This is a genomic window from Phenylobacterium sp. (assembly GCF_030646615.1).
In the GTDB taxonomy this organism is placed as follows: domain Bacteria; phylum Pseudomonadota; class Alphaproteobacteria; order Caulobacterales; family Caulobacteraceae; genus Phenylobacterium.
In genome coordinates, this window is the sequence record NZ_JAUSLG010000038.1 from 109,194 (window position 1) to 129,717 (window position 20,524).

Sequence of the window (20,524 nt, forward strand, 5' to 3'; positions counted from 1 at the left end):
CTCGCCCGTTAACCCCTGACTCAGGTCTGCGAAACCCCGCCTTTACCGGCGACCTGTATCAATCCGCGACAAGTGAGCCCCGCCCGAAGAGGTGGGCGTCCAGTACAGGTGGTGTCTTCAGATGACCAAAACGGTCCTTGTCGTCGATGATGATCCGACCCAGCGCAGGCTGATCCAGGCCGTGCTGGAGCGGGAAGGCTTCGCCGTGGCCCACGCCGAATCCGGCGACGCGGCCATCGAGCACCTGATGGCCGGCGCCAAGGTCGATCTGATCCTGCTGGACCTGGTCATGCCCAGGCTCTCGGGCCAGGACGCCCTGAAGGAGATGCGCGCCCGCGGCTTCCACCAGCCGGTGATCGTGGTCACCGCCCAGGGCAGCATCGACACCGTCGTCCTGGCCATGCAGGCGGGCGCCGGCGATTTCTTCGTCAAGCCGGCCAGCCCCGAGCGGATCATGGTCTCGATCCGCAACGCCCTGTCCATGGGCGACCTGCGCGGCGAGGTGGATCGCCTGAAGAAGCACAAGACCGGCCGCTTCACCTTCGCCGACATGGTCGGCGGCTCCGCGCCGATGACGCTCGTCAAGCGCATGGGCGAGCGGGCGGCCAAGTCGACCATTCCGATCCTGATCACCGGCGAGAGCGGCGTTGGCAAGGAGGTCATCGCCCGCGCCCTGCACGGATCGTCGGATCGCTCGGGCAAGGCCTTTGTCGCCGTCAACTGCGGCGCCCTGCCCGAGAACCTGGTGGAATCCATCCTGTTCGGCCACGAGAAGGGCAGCTTCACCGGCGCCACGGACAAGCACCTGGGCAAGTTCCAGGAGGCCAATGGCGGCACCCTGTTCCTCGACGAGGTGGGGGAGCTGCCGCTGGACATGCAGGTCAAGCTGCTGCGGGCCCTGCAGGAGAGTGAGATCGATCCGGTGGGGTCCAAGCGCTCGGTGAAGGTCGATGTGCGCATCGTCTCGGCCACCAATCGCGACCTGTCGCTCGCCGTGGCCGAGGGCCGGTTCCGCGAGGACCTCTTCTATCGGCTCAACGTCTTCCCCATCGAGGCTCCGGCCCTGCGCACGCGCAAGGACGACATCCCGGCCCTGGTCGAGCACTTCATCCGCCGCTTCAATGTGGAGGAGGGCAAGAAGGTGGTCGGCTGCGCGCCCGAAACCCTGCAGCACCTGCTGGCCTTCGACTGGCCCGGCAATGTCCGGCAACTGGAGAATGCGGTCTATCGGGCCATCGTCCTGTCGGACTCGCCCTATCTGCAGCCCTTCGACTTCCCCGCCATCTCCGGGATGGTGGCTCCGCCGCCAGAGGTCGCCTCGGCTCCGGCCGCCCAGGTCCCGTCGTCGAGCCCCATTTCGCCGGACGCCGCCCGGGAGCTGATGGCCGAGCTGCCCAAGGACGCCCCGGTGCGCATCCTCGACGAGCGCGGCCACCTGCGCACGCTCGAGGATATCGAGCGCGACCTGATCCAGCTGGCCATCGAAATCTATGCCGGCCACATGAGCGAGGTGGCGAGGCGCCTAGGCATCGGCCGCTCCACCCTCTACCGCAAGGTCCGCGAACAGGGCCTGGACGGGGTGATCGGCGGCGCCGACGACGGTGAGACCGAAGCGGCCTGAGGGCGCCATCCAAGCGCGTCAGCGCAAGATAAATAGGGGACACAAAGGACACGAAGAAGGCGCGAAGGGCACGAAGAGGCCTTGGTGTCCTTCGTGTCCCATCTTCATTGCGCCTGCGGCGCCGAAAACTGCAGGCCCTAGTCCTCGACCTCGCGCGGTTTGCGGCCGAAGCCGCGGCGGGCCATGGGCTTCTTCTCGCCCTTGGCCTTGGCCGAGATTTCCTTGAGCTTGCGGTGCTGCAGGGCCGAAAGCGCCTGGCCCGGCGCGCCCTTTTCGGGATCGCCGAAGGCCCGGCCATAGGTCTTCACCCGGTCCTCCACCGAACCCAGGAACTCGCCCTCCCATTCGGAGAGCTCCACGCCGGTGCGCACGGCCTCACGCTGAACACGCTTGAGCGCGTTCAGCGCGGCCCGCTTGGCCTGGGCCCTGGGATCTGGCGCCTTACGCTTCAAATCTCTCCGAGCGCCGAGAGATAGAGGTCGAGGATGGCCTCTTCCTCCTGCCGCTTGGCGCGGTCCTGTTTGCGCAGGCGGACCACCTTGCGCAGCACCTTGACGTCGAAGCCGTTGCCCTTGGCCTCGGCGAAGACTTCCTTGATCTGCTCGGCGATCTCGGACTTTTCCAGCTCCAGGCGCTCGATGCGCTCGATGATGCTCTTCAGCTGCCCCTGGGCGGTGGTGTTCAGAATGTCGATGTGGGCGCTGTCGTCAGCCATGGAAACGCGTCTTCCGAGTCGAGGGTGGTTTGAAGCGCCGGACCCTACCTCGCATCGTCGCCGAACGAAATCCGTCTGGAGGTCACAGGCTGAACTCCCCTAGGGTTGTCGCTCGTCATTCGCCAGCGGAGGCCGCCATGACCGACACCCCACGCCACCGACCCACCAAGGAAGAGGCCGAGGCCGCCGTGCGCACCCTCATCGAGTGGGCCGGGGACGATCCCGACCGGGAGGGCCTGACCGAGACGCCGGGCCGCGTCACCCGCTCCTATCGCGAGCTGTTCGCCGGCTATGAGACCGACCCGCGGGAGTATCTGGAGCGCACCTTCGAGGAGGTCGGCGGCTATGACGAGATGGTCGTGCTGCGTGACATCCGGGTGGTCAGCTTCTGCGAGCATCACATGCTGCCGGTGATCGGCCGGGCCCATGTGGGCTATCTGCCCACCAACCGGGTGGTCGGCATCTCCAAGCTCGCCCGGGTGGTCCATGGCTTCGCCCGTCGGCTGCAGATCCAGGAGAAGCTCACCGCCGAGATCGCCGGCGCCATCCAGGACATCCTGCGCCCCAAGGGAGTGGGCGTGCTGATCGAGGCCGAGCACTCCTGCATGACCATGCGCGGGGTGAATACGCCCGGCTCGACGCTCACCACCTCGACCCTGCTGGGCGAACTGCGCGACGACCCCCGCACCCGCCAGGAATTCCTGGAGCTGGTCCGCGGCCGGTGAGGCGCGGCGCGCAGCGCGACAAAGATGAACCACGAAGGACACAAAGGGCGCGAAGGCTCAGCACCGCCGCCCCTTTGTGGTCTTCGTGTCCTTCGTGGTTGAACAGGAAGGCGCCTGCGGCGCGCCAGGTCTCTAAAGGAGGCCGTGGGCCTCGAGGGCGGGGCGCAGGGCCGCCGGGTCGGTGAAGTGGTGGGTGTTCAGGCCAAAGGCCTTGGCCGCGGCGATATTGGCCGCGCTGTCGTCCACGAACAGGATGTCGCCGGCCGCATGGCCGAACCGCTCGCAGGCGATGGCGTAGATGCGCGGGTCGGGCTTGATCAGCTTCTCTTCGGCCGAGACCACATAGCCCTCCAGGCGGGCAAAGGCCGGGCTCATGGCGATGACCCCGTCAAACACCTCATGGGACATGTTGGTCAGGCCAAACTGCGGCACGCCGGCCGCGTGCAGGGCCTCGATGGCGTCTTCGGTCTCGGCGATGGTTCCGGAAAACATCTCCCACCACCGCGCCTCCCAGGCGAGGATCTGCGCCGCGTATTCCGGGAAGCGCGCGACCAGGGCCTTGCGGTTGTCTTCGAAGGTGACGCCCAGGTCGTGGTTCACATGCCAGACCATGGTGCAGACATGCGAAAGGAACCGGTCGCGTTCGACCGGCTCCGGAAAGATTTTGGAATAGAGCGTCTTCGGGTCCCAGCGGACCACGACATTGCCGATATCCCAGAGGACCGCCTTGGCCATCTCCGGGAGCCGGCCGCGCTTAGCCCTGCTTGGCTTTGAAGCGCGGGTCCGTCTTGTTGATGACGTAGACCACGCCCTTGCGGCGAACGAGCTTGCAGTCGCGGTGACGCGTCTTCAGCGACTTCAGCGAGCTTCTGACCTTCATGAGCTTGTCTTCGCGCGTCGCCGCGCGCCGTCTTCCAGAGGGTTACCAACAGAGCGGGCGCATATACGGGGCGAGGCCTTGGGAGTCAACGGGGCGTCGCATCCGGGCCCTGCCGCCCCTGGTCTGGCTTGCGGCGCCGGCCCAAAGGCGCGAGGCTTCTCCCATAAGAATTAAGTCATGGGAGGATCATTCATTATGTCTGCGACCATTAATCCGAACGGAACCCTGAAGGGCAAGACCGCCCTGGTCACCGGCGCCAGCCGCGGCATCGGCGAGGCCATCGCCGCGCGCCTGGCCATGGAAGGCGCCAAGGTCGTCGTCTCGGCCCGCACCGCCCAGGAGGGCGAGAGCCGCCTGCCCGGGACGCTCGCCCACACGGTCGAGCGCCTGAAGGCGGCCGGCGCCGAGGCCGTCCTGGTCAAGGCCGACCTCGCCCAGGCGTCTGAGCGCGAGCGGCTGGTCGAGGAGGCCGAAGCCGCCTTTGGCCCCATCGACATCCTGATCAACAACGCCGCCATCACTTATTTCATGCCGGTCCAGGACTTCACCGAGAAGCGCTTCAAGCTGATGATGGAGGTGCAGGTCTATGCGCCCTTCCATCTGGCCCAGCTGGTCATGCCCGGCATGCGCCAGAAGGGCTGGGGCTCGATCGTCAACATCTCCTCGCCGGCCGGCATCCATCCCAAACAGCCCTATTCCGGCGGCCGCGGCGGCACGGTCTATGGCCTGTGCAAGGCGGCCCTGGAGCGGTTCACGACAGGCCTGGCGTCCGAGGTCCAGGGCGACGGGATCGCGGTCAATGTGGTCTCGCCGGGCCTGGTCGACACCCCCGGCGTGGCGGTGCACGGCCTGATCAATGAGCAGACCAAGGACCGGGTGCAGCCCATCGAGTTCATCGCCGAGGCCGTCTATCAGCTGGCCAAGGCCGATGCGAAATCCATGACCGGACGGGTGGACTATGCCGAGCCCCTGCTCAAGGAGCTGGGGATCAAGCCGTCCGAACTGGTCTGAGGAATCTAGTCTTCAAGGAGGGCCTGGAAGGCTGGCGAGAGCCGCTCTTCCAGGCCCTTTTTCGTGTGGATGAGGAAGCGGGCGGGGATGTCGTGGGCCGCGCAGAGCGCCAGGCCCTCGTCCGCCCCCGCCACCGACAGCAGGGTGCACCAGGCGTCGGCGACCATGGCCTGGGGGTGCAGCACGCTGACGCAGCCTACGCCGCTCTCGCTGGGCCGGCCGGTGCGGGGATCGAGGGTATGGGCGAGGCGCCGGCCCTCATGGATCATATAGCGGCGGTAGTCGCCCGAGGTGGCCACTGACAGGCCGCACAGGGCCAGCAGGATCGGCGTCTGGCTTTCGACCTCGCCCTCCAGCCGCTCCAGGGCCACCCACCAGGGCTGGCCGTCGGGCTTGAGCCCCTCGCCGCGCAACTCGCCGCCGACCTCCAGCAGGAAGTCACGCACCCCAAGACGCAGGAGCGCGCGGGCCGCCTCATCGACCCCGAACCCCTTGGCGACGCCTGACAGGTCCAGGCTAAGGCCCCCCGGCTGGCGCAGCCGGCGACCGACGGGATCGAAGTCGAGTCGCGCCCAGCCGGCCCCAGCCAGGGCGTCGGCGACCATCTCGTCCGTCGGCGGCGTGGCCACCGGTCCCGGCGGCCCGAATCCCCAGAGATCCGTCAGGCGCCCGACCGTGGGGTCGAAGGCCCCCCGGCCCAGGGCCGCCATCCCCAGGGCGCAGGCCATCACCTGGGCGAAGCCTTGGGGCAGGTCCTGCCAGGCGCCGGCCGGGGCGCGGTTGAAGGCGCTGATATGGGAGGCCGGCTCCCAGGTGCTCATCTCCGCGACCACACGGTCCAGGCGGTCCTGGACCGTGCGGGCCAGGACCTGGGCGCCAAGGCCCGGCAGGGTGATCGCCCGGAGCGTCCAGGTCACGCCCATGGCGACGCCGGAGGCTTCCACCTCCAGCCCGCCGGCCTGGGGCGCCAGATCCTCAGGCAGGGTCAGGGGCACGGCGACCCGGTGTTCAGGGCCGGCGCGCACCGATGAGGGAGCCTGGGAAGCCAACCGGCCTATTCCGGCAGGACTTCCAGGGTGCCGACATAGACCGCCATGCGCTCGGCGCCCTCGATCGGGCTCTTGCCGCCCCGCACCTCGGCCTCCATCCAGTACATGCCCGGCTCCGCCCAATTGATCTCCAGCAGGCCGTCGGCGGCGGTGGTGAGCTTCATCTCGCCCGGATCGTCGCGATAGCGGCCGGCGCCGCGGATTACGGTGACCTCGACGCCCGGAGCCGGCTGACCGTCGAGCAGCAGGCGGAACTGCGCCGTCTCGCCAGCGAACAGGTCGTTGGGATGGGTGACCGGGGCCAGCTCCAGGCCCTTGCCGGTCGGCGCCAGGGCCTCGGTGGTGGGCTCGCCCACGGTGGCGAAGGTTTCGATACGGCGCTGGGAGTGGGTGATCTTGATGTCGGTGGCCTCGGCCGGGATGGCGGTGGGCAGATCAGCGGCCGCCCCGCGCCAGCGCTTCTGCTCGCCGGCCAGCTTGTAGGAGGCCATGACGCCATCGCCGACGCTGGCGATGCGATAGGTGCCGGGCTTGGAAAGCTGGACATCGAAGGTCGAGCGATACTTGCCGGTCGCCGCATTCTGGTGGGGCACAGCGGCACCGTCAGGGCCGGTGATGACCAGGCCGTCCAGGCGCATGGGCACATGCTCGAAGACGAACAGGTCGTTGGACACCGCCGCATCGACGGTCACCCAGGGATCGGTCCCCGACAGCACGGTCATGGAGGGCAGCATCCACTGCCGGTGGGCCTGGGCGGCCATGGGGGCGGCCAGCATGGCGGTGAGCGCCGCAGCGGCGCAAAGAGGGCGAAGCAGGGTCTTCATGGCGCGTCTCTCCGGAATTCTGTTGAAAGGGGGATCAGGGCTTGAGGCTGAGGCTGACGACGCCGAGCTCGGTCTCGCCCTTGGCCTGGCCGCTGGCGGCGGCCTGGGGCGGCCACTGGAAGGGGATGCGGACCATTTCGCGGCCGCCGACCTCGCGGGCGGCTTCCACCACCAGATTGTACTGGCCGGCCGGAAGCGTGCCGAGCGGCGCCTTGCCGCCGACGAACTTTACCTGATGACGGCCCGGCGCCTTGGTGGCGCCGCTGACGCCGTCGGCCGGCAGGGTCATGGCCCGCCCCGCCCGGCGCCACCACTGGCGCATGTCCTTCAGCCAGGTCTCGCCTTCGCTGTTCCTGAGCTTGATGTCGTACCAGACCGCCAGGGTCTTCACCGCGCTCTGGTCCGGCTTCTCGACCCAGATGGCCACATAGGGATTGTGGTACTCGGCCACCGACATGCGCGGGATTTCCACACTGAGGTTCAGCTCGGCGGCGGCGGCCGGGGCGGCCATCAGACCGGTAAGAACGGCGGCGGAGGCAAGTCGGCGCATGGGCGAAGATCCGTTCAGTGAATGAAGAGCAGGGCGAGCAGCAGGGGAATGATCAGGCCCGCCCCCACCAGGGGCCAGGTGGAGCGGCGGGCGTGAGAGTGCAGTTGCAGCAGGATCAGGCCGGTGACGCAGAAGACCACGCACCCGACGGCGAAGATGTCGAGGAACCACATCCAGGCCACCCCGGTGTTGCGGCCCTTGTGCAGATCATTGAGGTAGGCGACCACGCCGCGATCGGTGCGCTCATAGATGACCTCGCCCACCTCCGTGTCGAGGCTCAGCCAGGCGTCGCCGCCAGGCCGCGGCAGGGCGAGATAGGCCTCGCCCGCCGACCATTCCGGCGCAGCGTCGGCCGGCAGGCTCACCTTCAATTGGTCGCCGATCCAGGCGCGTACGGGCTCGGGCAGAGGAGCCTCCTGCGCCTCCGCAGCCTGCGCCAGGGCCAGGAGATCGGCCGGCAGCTCGGCCGTCCGCTCGCTCACCCGCGGCGTGGCCGGGATGGAGCCCGCATGGTTGAGCGTAATGCCCGTGATGGCGAACAGCAGCATGCCGATCAGGCAGATGGCCGCGCTGATCCAGTGCCAGCGCAGGGTCTGGCGCAGGAAGCCAGCTCTCCGTTGCGCCTGACGCTTGGCCCGGGCGCGCGCCTCGGCGGCGTCAGGGGCCGCTGAGGCTGCGCCTAGCCGTTCAGAAGTCGACATTCACCGAAACCCACAGCCGCCGCGGCTCCTGGTTGATGGCGTACTCGCCCGCATAGGCCGTGGTCGCGCCGTTCGCATAGGGCAGATAAGACACGAAGTCCTTGTCGAACAGGTTGTAGATGGTGGCGTTCACCCGGACATTTTCCGCCACCTGGTAGCTGCCGCCCAGATGGAAGAGGCTGTAGCCCTTGTAGTCGCCCAGGGCGTCCTGAGCGGCGCCGGCGCCACGATAGCGCTCGGAGCGCACCTCGGTCCGCACCCAGGCGTTCAGCTTGTCCGTGGCGCGCCAACGGACGCTGCCGTTCAGCATGTGCTCGGGCGTATTCACCAGGGGCTCGCCCGCCGAGGGGCCGCTTTTCTGCTCGCTGTCGGTGTAGGTGTAGTTGCCCGAGACCGTCCAATCGGGGCTGAAGGCGTAGCGGGCCGCTACCTCGGCCCCGCGGGTCACCGCCTCGTCGATGTTCACCGTCTGGCCATAGAGATCGACCCGGGGGAAGGCGCCATAGTCCACGCAACCGGGGCGATTGGGGCTGCCGGCGAAGGAACAGTTGGGCAGGCCGGGGCCTGAGGCGATCTTGTCCTCGAACTCGCTGTTGAACAGGGTCAGGTTGGCGTCAAAGCCGGCGCCATTGTCGAAATAGACCCCGACCTCGGCGGTCGTGCTGGTTTCCGGCTGCAGGGTCGGCGTGCCGATGGTCGGCACTGTGCCCTGGGCGGTGAAGCCCGTGATGCCCGAGGCGATCTGGTCCAGGCGCGGGGTCTTGAAGCCGCGGCTGACCCCGCCCTTCACCGTCCAGGCGTCGTTAGCCGTCCAGACCAGATAGGCCCGGGGGCTGGTCTGGCCGCCGAACTTGGAATGGTCGTCGTGCCGGACGCCGACCGTGAGGGCGAGATTGTCCAGCAGGCGCCATTCGTCCTCGGCGAACACCGCCCATTGGGTGTGCTCATAGGTGTCGACGGCCACCCCATCGACCATCTCGGCCTCCCACCACTGGCCGCCCACGGTGAAGGCGTGCGCCCCCATCTCCGTGGCCAGACGGGTGTTGAAGATGGTGTTGGTGGCCTCCAGCGTGCGCGGGTCGCCGGCGGTCTTGCCGGGCGTGCCCGGCGGGATGGTCCGCCCGATCGTCGTGGTGGTGTTGCGCACCACGTCCGAGGTGATCAGGCCGATGGGCGAGCGCCAGTCATGGGCCAGGCCGTATTGCTCGCGCTCGAAGCGCAGCTCGGGACCGTAGCCCCCCTGGACCGTGCCGGTGCCGAGCTGGCTGTCGGAATTGTCATAGGATTGTTCGGCCACATCGACATCCAGCCACAGGTCGTGGTCGGCGGCGGGCGTGAAGCTCAGCCGGCCGCCCAGGGTCCAGATGTCGGCCTCCACCGGGCTGGGCCCGCGCTTGGACACCTCGACCGGCTGGCCGTTGGCGTCCACATAGGCGAGATCGGAGGCGTCGCGCTTGAAGAGGCTGCCGCGCAGCGCCAGGCCCAGCAGGTCCGGGATGATCGGGCCATCGACATAGGCCTCGGCGCCATAGCTGGCGCCGAACTGGTCATCGCTCTGCAAGGTCCCCTGCACGGTCGTCGCCGCCCGCCAGCGGTCGCCGACCCGGCGGGTGATGATGTTGACCACGCCGCCCATGGCGTCGGAGCCATAGAGGGTCGACATCGGCCCGCGGACCACCTCGATCCGCTCGATGGCCGAGGTGGGCGGCATGAAGCTGGTGGAGGTTTCGCCAAAGCCATTGGGCGTCACATTGCCCGCCGCGTTCTGACGGCGGCCGTCGATCAGCACCAGGGTATAGTCGCTGGGCATGCCGCGGATCGAGATGTTCAGGCCGCCGGTCTTGCCGACGCCATCGCCCACATCGACGCCTTCGACGTCCGCCAGGGCCTCGGCGAGGCTCGAGAATCGCTTGGTCTGCAGGGCTTCGCGGGTGATCACGCTGACCGATGCGGGCGCCTCGACCAGCTTGCGTTCGAAGGCCGAGGCGGTGACCACCAGCTGCTCGACTTCGGCGGCGTCATTGGCGGAGTCCAGCGCGCTGGGGGCCTGGGCGACAGCGGCGCTCCCGGCGGCGATCCCGAGGCTGACGACGGAGCAAAAGAGACTGCGGCGAAGGCCACTGCGACGGAAACCGGACATAAACGAGACGACCCTACTGACTTGCGACTGGCTCGCACTAGCAAGGCCTTTCCGAGGCCACAAGTTTTTTGCGATTAATTCTCACCCTCGCGGCAAGATTTCCTCGCCGCCGCGCGGAACCCGCAGGGTCCTTCAGGCTTTCATTGTCCGCAGGCGAGGTTGTGATCCCCCCCACCAATCTCGCCTAGCGTCCTGAAGCCCCGGGCCTGCAAAGGCCCGGGGCTCTCCATATCGGCCCCATCACGCGATCGCGTGATTGAGGCGTAGGCCAAGGAGACCTAGGATTGGCCATGGATCGACGCTCCTTTCTTGTGCTGCTTGTCGCCGGTTGCGCTGACCCCGCCGCCAACCTCGGCCCTCAACTGGCCCTGGGCCCTGGCGCGCCGACGCCTTACCGGCCTGAGCCCACCGTCGATCTGCCGCCCTCGGGCAGCCCGACCTTCGACGCCTGGCTGAAGGAATTCTACGTCAAGGCGGTCAAGGCTGGCCTGCCTTCCGATCTGGTGGACCGGGAGCTCCGCGGCCTGACGCCCAACGACCGGATTTCAGCGCTGGATTCCCGGCAGCCCGAGTTCTCTCGCCCCGTCAGCGACTACATCCGCGGCGTGGTGACCGAAGATCGAATCGCCATTGGCGCGCGGCGCCGCGACGCCCTGCCGGCCCTGAGCGACATCGAGACGCGCTTTGGCGTGCCGCGCAATGTGCTGGTGGCCATCTGGGGCCTCGAGTCCGGGTTCGGCGCCATCCTGGGCGACTTCGACGTAGTCCGCGCCATGGCCACCCTGGCCGCCGATGGCCGCCGACGGGAATTCGCCGAAGACCAGCTGATGGCCGCGCTCAAGATCATCGGCTCCGGGGAATTCCCCCGGTCGCGCCTGGTCGGCTCCTGGGCCGGCGCCATGGGCCAGACCCAATTCATCCCCACCACCTTCCTGGCCACCGCCATCGATGGCGACGGCGACGGCCGCCGCGACCTCTGGGGATCCTCGGCCGACGCCCTGGCCTCGGCCGCCAACCTGCTGTCCAAGGCCGGCTGGCGCCGAGGCGAGAGCTGGCACCGGGAAGTCACCGTGCCGGCCAGCTTCGACTACGCGCTGACCGAGGGCCCTCGGGAGATCCCGGCCTGGTGGGCGCAGCGCGGCGTCGTCCCGGCCGATGGTCGCCCCATAGCGGCCGCCGATCAGAACGCCCCGGCCGAACTGATCGCCCCCTCCGGCGCCGGCGGGCCGATGTTCCTGATCTTCCACAACCACTTCATGATCCGCCGCTACAATAATTCGACGGCCTATGCCTTGGGCGTCGGACTGCTGGCCCAGCGCCTAGGCGGCGAAGGGCGGCTGGTCCGCGACTGGCCGCAGGAGACGCCGCTGGCGCTCTCCGACCGCACGGCGGCCCAGACCGCCCTCAACCAGCTCGGCTTCGACGCCGGCGCCCCGGACGGCATTGTGGGCGTCAACACCCGCAAGGCCCTGCGCGCCTATCAACAGGCCCGCGGCCTGGTGGCTGACGGCTACCTGTCGCTGGAAATGGTCCGTCGCCTCCGCTCAGAGACCGGCGCCCCGAACTGAGCTTCACCCGACGCCGGGCCGCTACTGGCCGGACTCGTCCCGGCGCTCGAGGGTGGCCATGGCCGCGTCGGCCCGCGTCGCCGGCTCGGGGTCGGCGTTCCGAAGCTGGGGATTGCGGAAGGCGTAGTAGAGCAGGCCCACCATAATCGCGGCGTTCAGCGCAAACGGCGCCCAGGCGATCAGCTGGTAGAGCCACACGAAGAACGGGGCCAACACCACATTGACGCCGTTCACGGCGGCGATGGCGCCGGCCACCCGGGCCTGTTCGCCCATGTTCACCGCCAGGGACGACCCCGCCGTGAAACCCGGGCGGGCGAAGCCAAAGCCGAGGCTAGCGATCGCATAGCCCATGACCACCGCCCAGTAGTTGGGCGACAGGGCGACGATCACATTGCCCACCGCGGCCACGGCGACGCCCCAGCGCAGCAGTTGGCGCGGAGTCATCTCGAACATGCGGATGATGCCCCACTGGGCCAGCAGGCCAGCCATGGCCCCGAACATCATGGCGATGGCGATGAAGCCCTGGGCGGCGGCCGGCGACAGGGCCAGCTTGTCGATGATCAGAAAGCCCAGGGTCTGACCCTGGGCCGTCTGGCAGGCGGCGACCAGGAAGCCATAGATCAGGAAGGGCGTGATCCGCGGGTCCCGCCACATGGGCGTTTCCTTGACCCCGGGATTGGCCTTGCGGGTCTCGGCCTCTGCGTCGGTGCGCGCGCGGGTTTCGCCGGCGAAGGGGCTCTCGGGCAGGAAGCGATAGACGACGAACAACATGACCGCGGCGATCAGGGCGAAGCCGAACAGCGGCCCCGACAGGCCCAGGAAGGGCAGGATCAGCAGCGGCGCGAGAAAGGGGCCGATCACCGTCCCCAGGCCGAAGGCGCCGGCCAGGCTGGACATGGCCTGGGTGCGCTTCTCGGGCGCGGTATGCTCGGCCACATAGGCCTGGGTCGCCGGGTTCGAGGCGGCCCCGAACAGGCCGAACAGGGCTCGGGCGAACAGGAAGAAGACGAAGATCACCATGGGCGTCGCCCAGTGGCGCAGGCCCGCATTCACCACCAGGCCGCAGCAGACCATCGAGACCATGAAGCCGGTCAGGCCGACCAGCATCAGCGGCTTGCGCCCATACCGGTCCGAGGCCCGGGCCCAGAAGGGCGAGGAAAACGCCCACAGAAGCGCCGAGAGCGAAAAGACCGCCGCCACCAGGGGGTCGGGGATGCCAATCGAGCGGCCAATGGCCGGCAGCACCGAGATCAGCCCCGTATTGCCCATGGCCGTGGCCAGGGACACCCCGAAGATGATCGCGAATGAACGCTTGGGAAGCACCACGGGGAGCGCGGGAGATCCGGACATGTGACCGCTGTTAATGCGGCGCGTCACCGCAGGCAATTGCGATTACCGCACACCGGCCATTAAGCATTAACCCCGATGCTCCCGCAGGATTAGCCGGGGGCCAAACGTCGTCATGTTCCAGATCATCGGGATCGTTCTGCTGTTCGCCATGGTGTTCGGCAGCTACATCATGGCCGGCGGCAATATGGGGATCATCCTCCACGCCCTGCCCCACGAGATGATGGCGATCGGCGGCGCCGCGGTGGCCGCCTTCCTGATCAGCCACTCGATGACCGTGATCAAGGGCGTCGGCGGCGGCCTGGCCAAGGCCTTCGCCGGCCCCAAGTGGAAGGCGTCGGACTACCGCGACCTCTTGTCCCTGCTGTTCCTGTTGACCAAGACCATGAAGTCCAAGGGCGTCATCGCCCTGGAAAGCCACATCGAAAACCCGGGCGAGAGCACGATCTTCTCCCGCTATCCGAAGATCACCAAGGACCACTTCGCCGTGGATTTCATCTGCGACACCCTGCGGATGATGACCATGAACCTGGAAGATCCCCACCAGGTCGAAGACGCCATGGAAAAGCAGCTCGAAAAGCACCATCACGAGGCCCTGGCGCCGGCCCACGCCCTGCAGAACACCGCCGACGCCCTTCCGGCCCTGGGCATCGTCGCCGCCGTGCTCGGCGTGGTGAAGACCATGGGCTCGATCTCCGAGCCTCCCGAGGTCCTGGGCGGCATGATCGGCGGCGCCCTGGTCGGCACCTTCCTGGGCGTGTTCCTGGCCTATGGCCTGGTAGGACCGCTGTCGTCGCGACTCAGCGCCGTGGTCGAGGAGGAGGCCTCCTTCTACAAGATCATCCAGGCCGTCCTGGTGGCCCACCTGCATGGCAACGCCGCGCAGATCTCCGTCGAGATCGGCCGTGGTCATGTGCCCAGCGGCGCTCAGCCGAGCTTCCTGGAGTTGGAAGAGGCCCTTTCGGCCATCCCGGCCGAGGCCTGATCGGACCGGCTTTGCCGGCAAAAACGGGGGGCGAGGCGGCGTCGGCGAAAAAAGTGATCACAGCCGCGTGATTTACCCCCTTGCCCCCGCACCAAACACCGGCATATTCCTGCACTGCGCAGCGATGCTGAAGCTTCTGGCCCCCGGGCCGGGGGCGACAGTCGCGCCAGGCGCAATCAACCTCCATTCCAGGGGACCAGGGACATGACCTCCGAGATTCTTCGCAAGCTGCTCGTGGCCGGCGCCGCCGTCGCCGCTCTCTCCGTCGCCGCCTGCGGCCAGCCCGCTGAAACCGCCGACGAAGCCGCCGCGGAAGCCACCACCGAAGCCGCGACCGCCGAAGCCGCCGCCGACACGGCCGTTGACGCCGCCGCGACCGCCGACGCCGCTGCTGACGCCGCCACCGACGCCGCCACCGACGCCATGGCGCCGGCCGCGGAAGCCCCGGCTGCTGACGCCGCTGTGGAAGCTCCGGCTCACTAAGCCATTCGCGAACGCCTCGGCGTTTTCGATGAAGGGCCGCCCTCCGGGGCGGCCCTTTTGCTATGGGCGAACGATAGGTCTTGAAGCGATCGTCCGCTGGCCGCCAATGGAGCGATGCTCCCGCCCGCCGCCCCGCCCGATTCCCGTTCGGATGAGTCGCCCCTGATTCTCGACGATCAGGGCCAACCGCGCTCGCGCCTCTATGGCGACGTCTATTTCTCCACCGAAGACGGCCTGGCCGAATCGCGGACCGTGTTCCTGCAGGGGTGCGGCCTGCCGGAGCGGTGGGCCGCTCGCCGGCGGTTCACCGTCGCCGAACTTGGCTTCGGCACCGGGCTCAACATCCTGGCCCTGCTCGACCTGTGGCGTGAGACGCGGCCCCCCGGCGGGCGGCTTCACATCTTCACCGTCGAAGCCCATCCCCTGCGCGCCGAGGCGGCCGCCGCCGTGCTGGCCGCCTGGCCGGAGGTTGCAGACCTCGCCCGCCTGCTGACCGACCGCTGGCCAGGTCAGGCGCGGGGCTTTCACCGGGTGGATCTGCCCGAATTCCACGCCACCCTGGATGTGGCCGTAATGGAAGTCGCAGCGGCGCTGCGATCCTGGACGGGTCAGGCCGACGCCTGGTTCCTGGATGGTTTCTCGCCGGCGCTCAATCCGCAGATGTGGCGGGACGAGGTGTTTGCAGGGGTGGCGGCGCGCACAGCGCCAGGGGGCCGCCTCGCCACCTTCACCGTGGCCGGCGCCGTCCGCCGGGGCCTTCAGGCGCAGGGCTTCGAGGTGGCCAAGCGGCCGGGCCACGGCCGCAAGCGTGAACGTCTGGAAGCCTGGAAGACCGACGCTGTCATTCCAGCCCCACCGCCGTCGCAGGTGGCGGTGATCGGCGCGGGCGTGGCCGGCGCCGCCCTGGCCCGCGCGTTGCGGCAAGGCGGAGCCGAGGTCCAGGTGTTCGACGCCGGCGGTCCGGGCCACGGCGCGTCAGGCAATCCTGCCGCCCTCGTCACCCCCCGTCTCGACGCCGGGCTCGGCCCCCTCGCCGGCCTCTTCGCCCAGGCTCTGACGCGCGCCCGAACCCTGTATGAAGCGATCCCCGGCGCGGTGCTCGACCGCGGCGTGCTGCAACTGGCCCATCAGCCCAAGGACGGCGACCGATTCGCCCGGATCGCAGCGTCTGACCTGTTTGAGTCCTGGTCCTTGGAGGTCATAGGCGGCCAGGCCGTAGGTCAGTGGACGGGAGAGGCGACTGAGGGCGCCGGTCTCGCCCAGCACGGCGCCCTGGTGGTCAGGCCGAGCGCCATCCTGTCGGCCTGGCTCGGCGAGGTCAGCCAAGGCGCGGTCTCGGCCCTGGCGCGCCGGGACGACCGGTGGGTCGTGCTGGGGGCGGCGGGGCAAGAGCTCTGGCGCGGCGACGCCGTGGCGGTCTGCGCCGGGGCGGGCGCCGGCGAACTGCTGGCCCAGGCGCCCCTGCAGGCCGTTCGGGGACAGATCTCCCTGGCGCCTGGCCTGGATGCGCGGGCCGCCGCCTGGGGAGGCTACGTCGCCCCGTCTCCGGATGGCCTGGTGTTTGGGGCCACCCACGACCGCGACGACCATGGCTCCGAGGTCCGCGCCTCCGACCACGGACGCAACTTGGAGACTTTGGCCCAAGCCCTTCCCCAGCTGGCCGCCCGCGCCGGCGCCGTCGCGCTTGCAGGGCGCGCATCGCTGCGGGCGGTGACGCCCGATCGCCTGCCGCTGGCCGGACCAGGCCCGGGGGGCGAGAAAGGCCTGTTCGTCCTGTCCGGCCTGGGTTCCCGGGGCTTTTGCCTGGCGCCCCTCCTGGCCGAGCATGTGGCCGCCCAGCTCCTCGGCGCCCCCTCGCCCCTGCCCGGCGAAATGATCGACCTGATCGACCCCGACCGTTTCCGTCGCCGGGCGCAGCGACGAGCGGGATTGGCGCCCGATTGAAACCACGATCCTGGGCTACCGTCCGGCCATCAGAAGCGCCTTGGCGGCGGCCTGACCAGAATTGAGGAGGCTCTCCATGCGTACGTCCATTCTCGCCCTGGCCGCGCTGGCGACCGCCGCCTGCGCCCCGACCACCGGCTCCAATGACCTGGAGACCACGACGAACGCCCCGGACAGTCGGGAGTGCTTCTTCACCCGCAACGTCAACGGGTTCAGCGCGCCAGATGACGAGACCCTCTATCTGAGGGTCGGGGTGCGCGACGTCTATGAGATGCAGATGTTCGCCCCATGCCCCGACATGGACTGGGCCCAGAAGCTGGGCGTCGTATCCCGCAGCGGTTCGACCGTATGCCGGGGGATGGACGCGACAATCGTCACCCCCGGTCCGTTCGGACAGCAAAGCTGCCAGGTGCGCGCGGTGCGAAAGCTGACGCCCGCCGAAGCCGACGCCCTGCCCCGCGGTCACCGCCCCTGAGGCGCGGGCGGCCAAAGCGGCCATCGACAAAGAAAATCGGCGCCGCCCAGGGGCGACGCCGATGAGGTGCGAACCGGACGGCGCCGCCGCCCGGTTGCGTTAAAGCGCTTTAGAAGCGCTTCTTGGCGCTGACGGCGATCACCCGCCCGAGGGGGTTTCCGCTGCCGAAGTCGTAGTTGTACTGGGTGCCAATGGCGAACGGCGGCTCCTCGTCGAAGAGGTTCTGCACGGTCACAGACATCGACGTTTCCCAGGGCAGTTCGACCCGATAGGTGATGTCGTGCTGCCAGTATTCCCCGATCTTGGCGGCTTCAGGCTTGCCGACATTGCGGGCGATGGCGTTCGGCGTGGCTTCGCTATGGGTGGTCGAGGACACGTGGCGGAGCTGCCAGCGGACGTTGTGGATACCCATGTTGTAGTTGACGAAGGCGTTGGCCCGCAGCTTGTTGTACCCCGTGAAGATCGAGGCGCGGTAGGTGCCCGCCCGATCCACAGTGCCCGTCGAGGTCGCAAAGCCTTCGATCTCGTAGGGGTCTTCTTCGTACTTCAGCAGATAGGTGCCGTCGAAGCCGACCGTCAGCTGGCCGTCATAGATTTCCGCGACCTCGATATTGGCGTTGAAATCGACGCCGCTGGTCTTGATGGCGCCGCCGTTAATGTACTGGGTGCGGTAGCCGAGGATGTCGGTCCGCGCGCAGCTGCCGGGCACGAAGGTGAACCGGGCTTCCAGGGCGTCATATTCCGGATTGGCGCAGAGGCCGGTCGCCGCGCCACCCGGGAAGAACAGGTTCAGCAGGTCCGCGGTGGCCTCCGACGTCATCGGGTTGTCGAAGTCGAAGTTCCAGTAGTCGATCGTGGCGTTGAACCGGTCGAAATCGAAGATGGCGCCGACCGAATAGGTCATCGCCTCTTCGGGCTCGATGTTCGGGTTGCCGAACAGGTCGTTGGCCCGATAGGTGCCCGAGGCGTTAGTCAGGCCGCGGGCGAAGGTGTCGGTGACGATCGTGGCCTGCGGGGCCCGATAGGTGGTGCCGATAGCGCCGCGCAGAGCGAACCAGTCCATGGCCTGCCAGCGGAAGTTGGCCTTCGGATTGAAGGTCTCGCCGACGCCCTCATATTTCTCGTAGCGGCCCGCGAGGGTCACTTCGAGGTTGTCGAGGATCGGAAGACGAACCTCGGCGAAGGCGGACGTGATCTTCCGATTGACGTCGTAGGGCCGGATATTGGCGTTGAACAGGAACGGGCCGTTGGCGGTGGTCGGGCAGGCGGGCTGACCGTCGCCGAAGGGCGGCGAGTCCACGCAAGGGGTGGCGTTGGCGTCGTAGAAGGCGTCCGGATCACGGATGTCCCGGTCGTAGCGATACTGCGCGCCGGCCGCCCATGCGATGTTGTCGTCGGCCCAGAGCGTCCACGGGGTTTCACCGCTGAAGATCAGGTCCGCAACCAGAAGACGGCTCTGATCGTGGTTGTACTGCTCCTCTTCCATCCAGTTGACCACATCGGCCCGCGCCTCAGCGGCCTGGTTGAAGCCCGGAATGCTGCTGGAGGCGATGTAGTAGGGGTTGGCGCCCGTGCCCGCCGTGCTCTCCTCGATCGCGTTGGCGAAGGGGTTGAAGAAGTAGCAGCCCAGGGCGGCGTTGCCGGCGTTGGTGGTGAAGTTGTTGGTCTCAGCCGCGGTGCACTCATCGCCGCCGGCGCGGGAGCCGAAGCCCCGGAGGCCGAGTTGAAGGCGGTTCACCGAGACGTCCTGCAGATTATATTCGTAGTCGATCTGCTGGTAGGTCAGGGACGAGTCGAACCGCAGCCAGTCATTGATACGGCCGTTGAACCCCCCGACCACCCGGAAGGTCTGGGTCTCGTAGGTGTAGTGGCTATGGCCATCGTCAGTATAGGGATTGCCGGCGAAGCCGATCGGCCGCCAACTGGTGGCGCTGGTGACCAGACCATTCTGGCCGGCGCTGGCGATGCCGGCCCGCGCCAGGGCGAGACCGGTGGCGCAGCTGGCGGCGTCAATGCCGTAGGGTAGGACAGGGCCCGAGCAGCTAGCCGCCTGGACCTGGCTGATCAGGGCCTGCAGGCCGGGGTTGGCGGCCGGAATGTAGAAGCGCGACTGCTCCGAGGTTCCCGTCGCCGGGATCGGCGAAACCCCGCCGCCCGCCGAGCCGCCGGAGGCCAGGATCGGCGAAGGCGACTGGTTCGGCCCCGTCATCGCCCAGCTCTGCAGAGGCGTCGAGTTGTTGGCATAGAGGGCTTCGGCGCGGAACTGGATATCGTCCGTCACGTCGAAGTCGAGCTGGCCGTAGATCTTATACTGCTGCTCGTTCTCGACGAGGTTGTCGAAGCTCGAGTACTGGAAGTTACAGGCCGTCGGGCTGACGATGGCCGAGCCGATGACATAGGGGGCGCCGCCATTGGCTGCGCAGCCGATGTCGGGCAGGGCGCCCGTGAACGAGGCTGCGGTGAAGCCTGTATTGGGCGAGCCCACCGGCGCCGTGGTGGCGTAGTTGTACTGACCGGGGTTGCCGGTGCCGGCCCAGCCGCCCAGCGGGTTTTCCAGATAGCCTTCGGGGCCGGTCAGGATCGCCCAGTCGCGCTCGAAGATGCTGAGCTCGGAGCGTTCGCGATAGTCGCCGGTGAGCAGCAGATTGGCGCGCTCGCCTTGCCAGCCCCAGGCGGCGCCCAGTTCGTAGTCGCCGTCGGAACCGTCGATGAATTGATACTGGCCGGTCAGCTCCAGGCCGTCGAGATTGGTGCGGGTGATGAAGTTCACCACGCCGGCGATGGCGTCGGAGCCGTAGGTCGCCGCCGCGCCGTCCTTCAGCACTTCGACGCGCGTAATGGCGGAACTCGGCAGCATGTTCACATCGACGCTGCCCAGGGCGCGGGTGGTCGAGGCGACCCGCCGGCCATTGAACAGGACCAGGGTGCGAGGCCCGGTCACTGTCGAGTTGAGGTTCCGCAGATTGATGGTCGCCGCGCCGTTGCCGGCGCCGAAGCGGTTGTTTTCACCGATCACCGCGCCCGATGACGGGATGGTCTTGATCAGCTGAACCATCGAGGGCGTGCCCCGACGTTCGAGTTCCTGGGTTCCGATCACATCGACCGGAAGAGCCGCGTTCTCCGGCGTGCCGGCGATGAATGAGCCGGTGACGACGATCTCTTCGACCACAGTCGGTTGGGACTGAGCCGCCGCCTGGCCGGCGGCGCCCATGGCCAGGGCGACAGCCATGACTGAGCCGCCGCAGAAATATGTACGTTTCAACATTGGTTTCCTTCCCCCTCTTGGCGTCGATCCCCTTCTGACGTGGGGATTTTGACCCTTGAGCAAAAATGATCATCTGACGGCTTTGGCGAAACCGCCAGAATTTTTTCAACCTTTGGACATAACCAGACTATTTGACTGGTGCGCAAGTTTTGATCCGAAATCCCTTACCCACAAAGGGGTTTCGGGCATACTTCACCTTCGAGAATGACATTTTCGCCACAGACATCCACCGCTGAGCCTC

19 protein-coding genes are annotated in these 20,524 nt (G+C 67.9%); 8 read left to right on the forward strand and 11 right to left on the reverse strand.

Translation table 11 applies throughout. The annotated features are described in order from the left end of the window. Positions 1-121 precede the first annotated feature (121 nt). Positions 122-1,621, forward strand: coding sequence for a sigma-54-dependent transcriptional regulator (locus Q7S93_RS06430; protein ID WP_304712914.1), 1,500 nt, complete (start codon positions 122-124; stop codon positions 1,619-1,621). Between the two features lie 137 nt (positions 1,622-1,758). Here Q7S93_RS06430 and Q7S93_RS06435 read toward each other — a convergent pair whose 3' ends face one another. Together Q7S93_RS06435 and Q7S93_RS06440 are read right to left on the reverse strand one after the other, a co-directional pair. Continuing rightward, on the reverse strand, positions 1,759-2,073 hold the full coding sequence (locus Q7S93_RS06435; protein ID WP_304712915.1) for a hypothetical protein: 315 nt from the start codon (positions 2,071-2,073) through the stop codon (positions 1,759-1,761). Further along, entirely contained in the window at positions 2,070-2,336 is a 267-nt protein-coding gene (locus tag Q7S93_RS06440; protein ID WP_304712916.1) for a DUF2312 domain-containing protein, read from the reverse strand. The genes Q7S93_RS06435 and Q7S93_RS06440 overlap by 4 nt, the downstream gene beginning before the upstream one ends. A 137-nt stretch (positions 2,337-2,473) precedes the next feature. Between Q7S93_RS06440 and folE the strand changes: the two genes are divergently transcribed. Further along, positions 2,474-3,061 (forward strand): GTP cyclohydrolase I FolE, encoded by a 588-nt coding sequence (folE, locus tag Q7S93_RS06445; protein ID WP_304712917.1) that lies wholly within the window; start codon positions 2,474-2,476, stop codon positions 3,059-3,061. 132 nt (positions 3,062-3,193) lie between these two features. On the opposite strand, the gene Q7S93_RS06450 is transcribed toward folE, so the two are convergent. Continuing rightward, on the reverse strand, positions 3,194-3,796 hold the full coding sequence (locus Q7S93_RS06450; protein WP_304712918.1) for an HAD-IA family hydrolase: 603 nt from the start codon (positions 3,794-3,796) through the stop codon (positions 3,194-3,196). Between the two features lie 19 nt (positions 3,797-3,815). Continuing rightward, a complete protein-coding gene (gene ykgO / locus Q7S93_RS06455) occupies positions 3,816-3,941 on the reverse strand; it encodes a type B 50S ribosomal protein L36 (RefSeq protein WP_056023006.1) in 126 nt (41 codons plus the stop codon). 195 nt (positions 3,942-4,136) lie between these two features. On the opposite strand from ykgO, the gene Q7S93_RS06460 reads away from it, so the two are divergent. Then, on the forward strand, positions 4,137-4,952 hold the full coding sequence (locus Q7S93_RS06460) for an SDR family NAD(P)-dependent oxidoreductase (protein WP_304712920.1): 816 nt from the start codon (positions 4,137-4,139) through the stop codon (positions 4,950-4,952). Positions 4,953-4,957: 5 nt separating this feature from the next. Here Q7S93_RS06460 and Q7S93_RS06465 read toward each other — a convergent pair whose 3' ends face one another. From Q7S93_RS06465 to Q7S93_RS06485, 5 genes are read right to left on the reverse strand one after another with little or no spacing between them, the layout of a single operon-like run. Continuing rightward, positions 4,958-6,001 (reverse strand): FAD:protein FMN transferase, encoded by a 1,044-nt coding sequence (locus tag Q7S93_RS06465; RefSeq protein ID WP_304712921.1) that lies wholly within the window; start codon positions 5,999-6,001, stop codon positions 4,958-4,960. A 5-nt stretch (positions 6,002-6,006) separates the two neighbouring features. Beyond that, positions 6,007-6,825, reverse strand: a complete 819-nt coding sequence (locus Q7S93_RS06470) for a DUF4198 domain-containing protein (protein WP_304712922.1) — start codon at positions 6,823-6,825, stop codon at positions 6,007-6,009. 34 nt (positions 6,826-6,859) lie between these two features. Continuing rightward, a complete protein-coding gene (locus tag Q7S93_RS06475) occupies positions 6,860-7,375 on the reverse strand; it encodes a DUF2271 domain-containing protein (protein WP_304712923.1) in 516 nt (171 codons plus the stop codon). Between the two features lie 14 nt (positions 7,376-7,389). After that, positions 7,390-8,076 carry a PepSY-associated TM helix domain-containing protein gene (locus Q7S93_RS06480; RefSeq protein WP_304712924.1) on the reverse strand — a complete coding sequence of 229 codons (687 nt, stop codon included), beginning with the start codon at positions 8,074-8,076 and terminating at the stop codon, positions 7,390-7,392. Next, entirely contained in the window at positions 8,063-10,216 is a 2,154-nt protein-coding gene (locus Q7S93_RS06485; RefSeq protein ID WP_304712925.1) for a TonB-dependent receptor domain-containing protein, read from the reverse strand. The genes Q7S93_RS06480 and Q7S93_RS06485 overlap by 14 nt, the downstream gene beginning before the upstream one ends. 290 nt (positions 10,217-10,506) lie before the next feature. Between Q7S93_RS06485 and Q7S93_RS06490 the strand changes: the two genes are divergently transcribed. Further along, positions 10,507-11,784 (forward strand): lytic murein transglycosylase, encoded by a 1,278-nt coding sequence (locus Q7S93_RS06490; protein WP_304712926.1) that lies wholly within the window; start codon positions 10,507-10,509, stop codon positions 11,782-11,784. Between the two features lie 21 nt (positions 11,785-11,805). Here Q7S93_RS06490 and Q7S93_RS06495 read toward each other — a convergent pair whose 3' ends face one another. Continuing rightward, positions 11,806-13,134: an MFS transporter gene (locus Q7S93_RS06495; protein ID WP_304712927.1), complete on the reverse strand. Its 1,329-nt coding sequence runs from the start codon at positions 13,132-13,134 to the stop codon at positions 11,806-11,808. A gap of 112 nt (positions 13,135-13,246) precedes the next feature. Between Q7S93_RS06495 and motA the strand changes: the two genes are divergently transcribed. The 4 genes from motA (at position 13,247) to Q7S93_RS06515 (ending at position 17,018) form a co-directional block, all read left to right on the forward strand. Further along, the gene (gene motA / locus Q7S93_RS06500; protein ID WP_304712928.1) at positions 13,247-14,116 is read left to right on the forward strand and encodes a flagellar motor stator protein MotA; all 870 of its coding nucleotides are present in this window, start codon (positions 13,247-13,249) and stop codon (positions 14,114-14,116) included. 204 nt (positions 14,117-14,320) lie between these two features. Then, complete coding sequence (locus Q7S93_RS06505) at positions 14,321-14,599, forward strand: hypothetical protein (RefSeq protein WP_304712929.1); 279 nt, start codon at positions 14,321-14,323, stop codon at positions 14,597-14,599. A 114-nt stretch (positions 14,600-14,713) separates the two neighbouring features. Next, positions 14,714-16,543, forward strand: coding sequence for a tRNA (5-methylaminomethyl-2-thiouridine)(34)-methyltransferase MnmD (gene mnmD, locus Q7S93_RS06510; RefSeq protein WP_304712930.1), 1,830 nt, complete (start codon positions 14,714-14,716; stop codon positions 16,541-16,543). Positions 16,544-16,619: 76 nt separating this feature from the next. Beyond that, positions 16,620-17,018 carry a DUF6491 family protein gene (locus tag Q7S93_RS06515; RefSeq protein ID WP_304712931.1) on the forward strand — a complete coding sequence of 133 codons (399 nt, stop codon included), beginning with the start codon at positions 16,620-16,622 and terminating at the stop codon, positions 17,016-17,018. 109 nt (positions 17,019-17,127) lie between these two features. Here Q7S93_RS06515 and Q7S93_RS06520 read toward each other — a convergent pair whose 3' ends face one another. Beyond that, positions 17,128-20,283, reverse strand: coding sequence for a TonB-dependent receptor domain-containing protein (locus Q7S93_RS06520; protein ID WP_304712932.1), 3,156 nt, complete (start codon positions 20,281-20,283; stop codon positions 17,128-17,130). Positions 20,284-20,524 lie beyond the last annotated feature (241 nt).